Origin of the sequence: Coprococcus sp. ART55/1, assembly GCF_000210595.1 — a bacterium.
Lineage (GTDB): Bacteria > Bacillota > Clostridia > Lachnospirales > Lachnospiraceae > Coprococcus > Coprococcus aceti.
In genome coordinates this window covers 1,238,531-1,244,850 of sequence record NC_021018.1, presented here as the reverse complement: position 1 = coordinate 1,244,850, position 6,320 = coordinate 1,238,531, and the positions used below count along the sequence as shown (strand labels likewise).

The window sequence follows — 6,320 nt, the reverse complement described above, 5'->3', positions numbered from 1 at the left end:
GCGGTAGGACTTGGAAATATATGGAGGTTCCCATATCTTGCGGCAAAGGACAACGGAGGCGTGTTTATACTTGTGTATATAATACTTGCACTTACATTTGGATTCACACTGCTCACAACAGATATTGCAATAGGAAGAAAGACTCGGCAGGGACCGCTCACAGCTTATGGTCTTATACATAAGAAGTGGAAATGGCTTGGCGGTCTGGCATGGATCGTACCGGTCATAATCCTTCCATATTACTGTACTATCGGAGGATGGGTCCTGAAGTATATGACAGCATATTTTACAGGTCAGACAGAGGCTGCCACTGGTGACGGTTATTTCACCGGTTTTATAACAGCCCAGACTGCGCCTATAGTATTTGCACTTATATTCCTTACGGCCACAGGCGTTGTCGTATTCTGTGGTGTTGAAAAGGGAATAGAGAAGTTTAGCAAGGTGCTCATGCCGATATTGGTACTTCTTATAATTGGAATTTCAATCTATTCACTGACGATCAAGCATACCGGTGATGATGGTACGATCAGAACAGGAATTGATGGACTGAAGGTATATTTGATTCCTGATTTTAAGGGAATGACATTCAGGGATATATTCATGGTTGTAATGGATGCCATGGGACAGCTCTTCTTCTCGATAAGTGTCGCTATGGGTATCATGGTTGCGTATGGCTCATATGTTAAGAAGGATGTTAACCTTATGAAGTCGATCAATCAGATAGAGATATTTGACACAGCAGTGGCTTTCCTTGCTGGTCTGATGATAGTCCCTGCGGTGTATGTGTTCTCTGGAACGGAAGGCATGTCAGCGGGCCCTGGACTTATGTTCATATCTCTGCCAAAGGTATTCAATGCCATGGGTAAGGTCGGAACAGTCATCGGAGCCCTGTTCTTCATCATGGTTACATTTGCGGCGATCACATCCTCAGTATCGGTCATGGAAGCGATAGTGTCAGGACTTATGGATAAGTTCCATCTCACGAGAAAGAAGAGTGCGGTCATAACAACTGTATATGCGGTTGTCGGAATGTTGGTCGTATGTTTCGGTTACAACATATGGTACTTTGAGCTCAAGCTTCCAAATGGAGCTACAGCCCAGATCCTCGATGTGATGGATTACCTGAGTAACAACATCTTCATGCCGCTTGTGGCTATCCTGTCATGTATACTTATCGGCTGGGTAGTGAAGCCTAAGACGGTTATAGACGAGGTTACAAGAAATGGCGAGAAGTTTGGAAGAAAGAAGCTCTATATTGTCATGGTAAAGTTTGTGGCACCAATACTGCTTGCATTGCTGCTTCTCCAGTCATTTGGAATTGACTTTGTACAGTTTGTTACAAATCTGTTCAAATAGAACAATATAGTTTATAATGTAGAGGCATTTGTCATGTGAGTGATGAAGGCCTCTATATTTTTGTCATAAGGAATGTCATTGCAGGATATTTATACCGGGTTTACGGATTTAATGGGAGAATGATGGATGAACAACAGGGATGATTTGATATATCTTGCCCCGATGGAGGGGATAACAGGATACATATACAGAAATGCACATCACAAATATTTCGGCGGCGTTGACAAATACTTTATGCCGTTCATTGCCCCGGCGAAAGGACGTCCTCTCAGAAACAGGGAACTAAGGGATGTGCTGCCGGAAAACAATCAGGGGATAAATGTGGTGCCGCAGCTTCTGACCAACAGCGGCGAGGGATTTGTGACGGCCGCAAAGTTCCTGAAGGAGCTTGGATATAACGAGGTGAATATCAATCTCGGCTGTCCGTCAAAAACTGTTGTCACGAAGTATAAAGGCTCGGGTTTGATATACGATACGGAGAGGCTTGACAACTTCTTATATGAAGTATTTGCCGCCGACGTGATGGATGTGTCTATAAAGACCAGAATAGGAAGAGACAGTTCTGTGGAGTTTGAGGATATCATAGAAATATATAAGAAGTATCCGATAAGTGAGCTGATCATACATCCGAGAATACAGACGGATTTCTACAAGAATACGCCAAACATGGAAGTGTTTGCCGAAGGTGTGGCTTCATATGGAAGACCAGACACAGTGTGCTACAACGGAGATATAAACAGTGTGGCGGATTATGACAGGTTCACGGGCGATTTTCCTGATATAAGTAAGGTTATGATAGGCAGGGGGATAATAGCTGATCCTTGTCTGGCGGAGCGGATAAACGAAGAGTGTGGCGACAGTACATATGACTGGAACAGATTCTTCATATTCCACGATGAACTTTACAGGAATTACTGTGAGTCGGATGTGGGCAGGGGCAACACGATGTTCAAGATGAAGGAGCTGTGGGCTTACTGGTCGAGGCTGTTTTGTGATGTGGAGGGAGCTGAGAGGGCTCTTAAGAAGATCCGGAAGACTAGAGATAATGGTGAGTATGAGGCGGCAGTCAGGATGCTGGCTGCACTGTGCAGATGAAATGAATTTAGTATGATGGGGTGTATTGTATGAGTATATGCTTGGATTACTATATGTTAGTTGTGTTTTGATGATTAGGAGATGATATCATGGGATGTCTTGGAAATTGTATATGGTTTTTATGTGGCGGAATATTGAGCGGACTTTCGTGGGTGGCAAGCGGGGTGCTGTGCTGTATAACGATAATAGGGATTCCGATTGGGATGCAGTGCTTTAAGTTTGCAGGACTTGCATTCTTTCCATTTGGAAAAGAGATAGTGTATGGAGGCGGGGCTGGCTCGCTGATCGCGAATATCATATGGCTGCTCTGCTGCGGAATACCTATGGCGGTAGAGAATGCCTGCCTGGGGCTGCTGCTTTGCATAACGATAGTCGGAATTCCATTTGGGCTTCAGTTCTTTAAGATCGCCAAACTGTCGCTCATGCCGTTTGGTGCAGAGATTGTGGGATGATGGTGGAAATATACATAAATATAGTTGACAGAACTTGAATCACTAGAATATAATAATGTGGCGTCAGATATGTGCTGACGCCATATATAAGGCAATGACGAAGAGAAGTAGCATAGATTATCGCCCACAGAGAGCCGGTGGTGGTGGGAGTCCGGCGGAGTGAATATATGTGAATAACACTTTACCAGCCGCAAGCTGAAAGATATAGCCCATAGCGGGATACGTGTTTTATGTCGAGTAGGGGAGCCGTAGCTGCACGATACGCAGAGAGGTCATGAGCAAGGTGACTGAGAGGGACTGGGACGCGATGCTTTGAATATACGAAGATCGTGTAACGGTAAATCAGGTGGTACCGCGGACATTAAAGCAGACAAGTAACCGACAGGTAGTTTGAGAGAGCTTATGTTCGTCCTGAATATTTGCATATATATATATGTGCATCTGATTCAGGATGAACATAAGCTTTTTCTATTTGCAAGAGAAATAACAGCCAGTGCGTAATCCTGAAAAAGCCAAAGTGGACATAAAGCCACAGGCAAATAGTAAAGAAAAGGAGAGAACAGATGACAATCGAGAACATTTATCGTAACAGAACAATGAACGAGATCACTGAGGGCGATGTGGGACAGACACTTAAGGTTGCCGGATGGGTAGAGAATATCCGTGACCATGGTGGAGTATCATTTATCGATCTTCGTGATATGTATGGCGTGCTCCAGGTAGTAATGAGAGACACATCACTTCTTGACGGAATAACAAAGGAGGACTGTGTATCGATTGAGGGTATCATTGAACACAGAGATGAGGAGACATACAACCCTAAGATCCCTACAGGTACTATCGAGCTTGAGGCGAAGACTGTAGAGATACTCGGTAAGGTATACAAGCAGATTCCATTTGAGATCCAGACATCCAAGGAGACACGTGAGGATGTGAGACTCAAGTACAGATATCTTGATCTCAGAAACAAGAAGGTTAAGGACAACATGATATTCAGAAGTCAGGTCATCAGCTACCTTCGTCAGAAGATGACTGAGATGGGATTCCTTGAGATCCAGACACCTATCCTCTGCGCATCATCACCTGAGGGTGCAAGAGATTACATCGTGCCATCAAGAAAGTTCAAGGGCAAGTTCTATGCACTTCCACAGGCACCACAGCAGTACAAGCAGCTCCTCATGGTATCAGGATTTGACAAGTACTTCCAGATTGCTCCTTGTTTCAGAGATGAGGATGCGAGAGCAGATCGTTCACCTGGTGAGTCTACCAGCTTGACTTTGAGATGAGCTTTGCAACACAGGAGGATGTATTCAAGGTTGGAGAGGAAGTCCTCTCAGCAACATTTGAGAAGTTTGCACCTGAGGGCGCAGTTGTTACACAGGCTCCATATCCGATCATCAGCTACAAGCAGGCTATGCTTGAGTTCGGTACGGATAAGCCTGACCTCAGAAACCCACTTAGAATAATAGATCTTACAGATTTCTTCCAGAGATGTACATTCAAGCCATTCCACGGCAAGACGGTACGTGCCATCAATGTACACAAGAAGCTCTCAAAGGGACAGCATGAGAAGATGCTCAAGTTTGCACAGAGCATCGGCATGGGCGGCCTTGGATATCTGGAGATACTTGAGGATATGTCATACAAGGGACCTATCGACAAGTTCATTCCTGATGATATGAAGGGTGAGATCGCAGAGCTTGCAGGCCTTCAGCCTGGAGATACTATTTTCTTCATCGCAGACGTGGAGGAGCTTGCAGCGTCATTTGCAGGACAGATCAGAATTGAGCTTGGCAACAGACTTGACCTCAACGAGAAGAACGCATTCCGTTTCTGTTATATAAATGACTTCCCAATGTACGAGTATGACAAGGAGAGCAAGAAGATCATCTTCACTCACAATCCGTTCTCAATGCCACAGGGCGGACTTGAGGCGTTAAATGAGAAGGATCCACTTGATATCCTGGCTTACCAGTACGACATCGTCTGCAACGGTATCGAGCTTTCATCAGGCGCTGTAAGAAACCACGACATGAAGATCATGGTTAAGGCATTTGAGATCGCAGGATACACAGAGGATGATCTGAAGGAGAAGTTCGGAGCACTCTACAATGCATTCCAGTTCGGAGCACCACCTCATGCAGGTATGGCTCCTGGTGTGGACAGAATGATCATGCTTCTCAGAAACGAGGAGAATATCAGAGAGGTCATCCCATTCCCAATGAATGGAAATGCACAGGATCTTATGTGTGGAGCACCTGGAGAGGTTACAGAGCAGCAGCTCCGTGAGGTTCACATTAAGGTCAGACAGTAAAAAGGCCGGACGGCACTTGTAGTTCGAGATATGGATATGAAAACATATATACAAACACATTCAGTTACCTTCACTTCAGCTTGCTTACATTTGCATGCTGCGAAAACCGCGATAAGAGCGGTGCGGTCTTCGCAGCAGCAGTAAGCGCTGAAGATCAGTCACTTTCATTATCGTTTGTATATATGTTTCATATCTTATGTATCAAGAACTACAAGTGCCTGTTTTTTTGACATGTACTTGTGTATAAAAACGGTTTTAATTGTTTTTATGAGAATTGTAAGAGGAGGCTTTTGACGATGGCAGGTTTTCTTATAAAGGACACAACTAGGGAAGAACGAGAGCAGATAGTTGCCGATTCTTTGGGAAATATAGATGCTTACTGCGATGGATGCATGTGCGGTATCACAGAGATGTACCAGGATTATATTGATGGGAAGAAGGAGCTCCGTGAGATCAATATGGAGTTCAATGCGAGATATGTCCGGGATGAGGATATGGATGGACGGAAGTGAGCATATGGTGACAACTTTAATAATATGTATGTGGCAGAGCTGGGAAAGCCATGTTAATATGGACATACAGTTAGCTGGTTTACAATAACATCCATAAATAAGTATTAAAAAGGGGAAAATTGTATGGGGATACGAAAAGAAATATTTATATGTGCTGCGGCGCTTTCGATTATGGCATGTACTGCCTGCGGTAGTTCTGAGGGAAATGTTTCAGGAACAATGGCGTGGAGACCTCGACCGGTGTGGAAAGCGGAATGATAGAGCAGCCACAGGTTATGTATGATGGGTATATCTATTATTACAATGCAACCGGAAGAGATGAGAAATTGCCGGAAGGATACGAGATCGCGGGAACGATAAAAAAGGTCGACAGCAAAGACTATCCTGCAGAGAATTTTGCGGCAGCAGGCGTGGATCTTGAAGCTGGACAGGAAATATATATCAGCACAACTGAGAAGAATGTCATTTATCTGAAATATGACAGCGGATATGCGAGGTTTGAGAGAAGTCCTGAGGATGCTGCAGCGGAAGAACAGGATGAGACGAAGGTTGCAGAGAAAGAGAATGAGATAGAGGGGAATAGTGAAATGG

The 6,320-nt window shown here is 44.5% G+C and carries 5 protein-coding genes and 1 pseudogene; all 6 read left to right on the top strand.

Annotated features, from left to right (window positions below):
- Positions 1-1,356: sodium-dependent transporter (locus CCU_RS05900; protein WP_208896030.1), on the top strand; the 1,356-nt coding region annotated here is incomplete at its 5' end.
- A 126-nt stretch (positions 1,357-1,482) separates the two neighbouring features.
- Positions 1,483-2,451, top strand: coding sequence for a tRNA dihydrouridine synthase (locus tag CCU_RS05895; RefSeq protein ID WP_015533939.1), 969 nt, complete (start codon positions 1,483-1,485; stop codon positions 2,449-2,451).
- 89 nt (positions 2,452-2,540) lie between these two features.
- The gene (locus CCU_RS05890) at positions 2,541-2,903 is read left to right on the top strand and encodes a YccF domain-containing protein (protein WP_015533938.1); all 363 of its coding nucleotides are present in this window, start codon (positions 2,541-2,543) and stop codon (positions 2,901-2,903) included.
- A gap of 563 nt (positions 2,904-3,466) precedes the next feature.
- Positions 3,467-5,217 (top strand): annotated as a pseudogene (aspS, locus tag CCU_RS14730) (aspartate--tRNA ligase).
- Positions 5,218-5,513: 296 nt separating this feature from the next.
- A complete protein-coding gene (locus CCU_RS05880) occupies positions 5,514-5,729 on the top strand; it encodes a hypothetical protein (protein ID WP_015533935.1) in 216 nt (71 codons plus the stop codon).
- 242 nt (positions 5,730-5,971) lie between these two features.
- Positions 5,972-6,320 (top strand): hypothetical protein (locus tag CCU_RS05875; protein WP_208896029.1); only part of this gene is annotated, 349 nt, incomplete at its 3' end.

Bases quoted from the DNA above. Each gene is read 5' to 3' on its own strand.
- CCU_RS05895 (WP_015533939.1), top strand. From the start codon at position 1,483: ATGAACAACAGGGATGATTTGATATATCTTGCCCCGATGGAGGGGATA.
- CCU_RS05890 (WP_015533938.1), top strand. From the start codon at position 2,541: ATGGGATGTCTTGGAAATTGTATATGGTTTTTATGTGGCGGAATATTG.
- CCU_RS05880 (WP_015533935.1), top strand. From the start codon at position 5,514: ATGGCAGGTTTTCTTATAAAGGACACAACTAGGGAAGAACGAGAGCAG.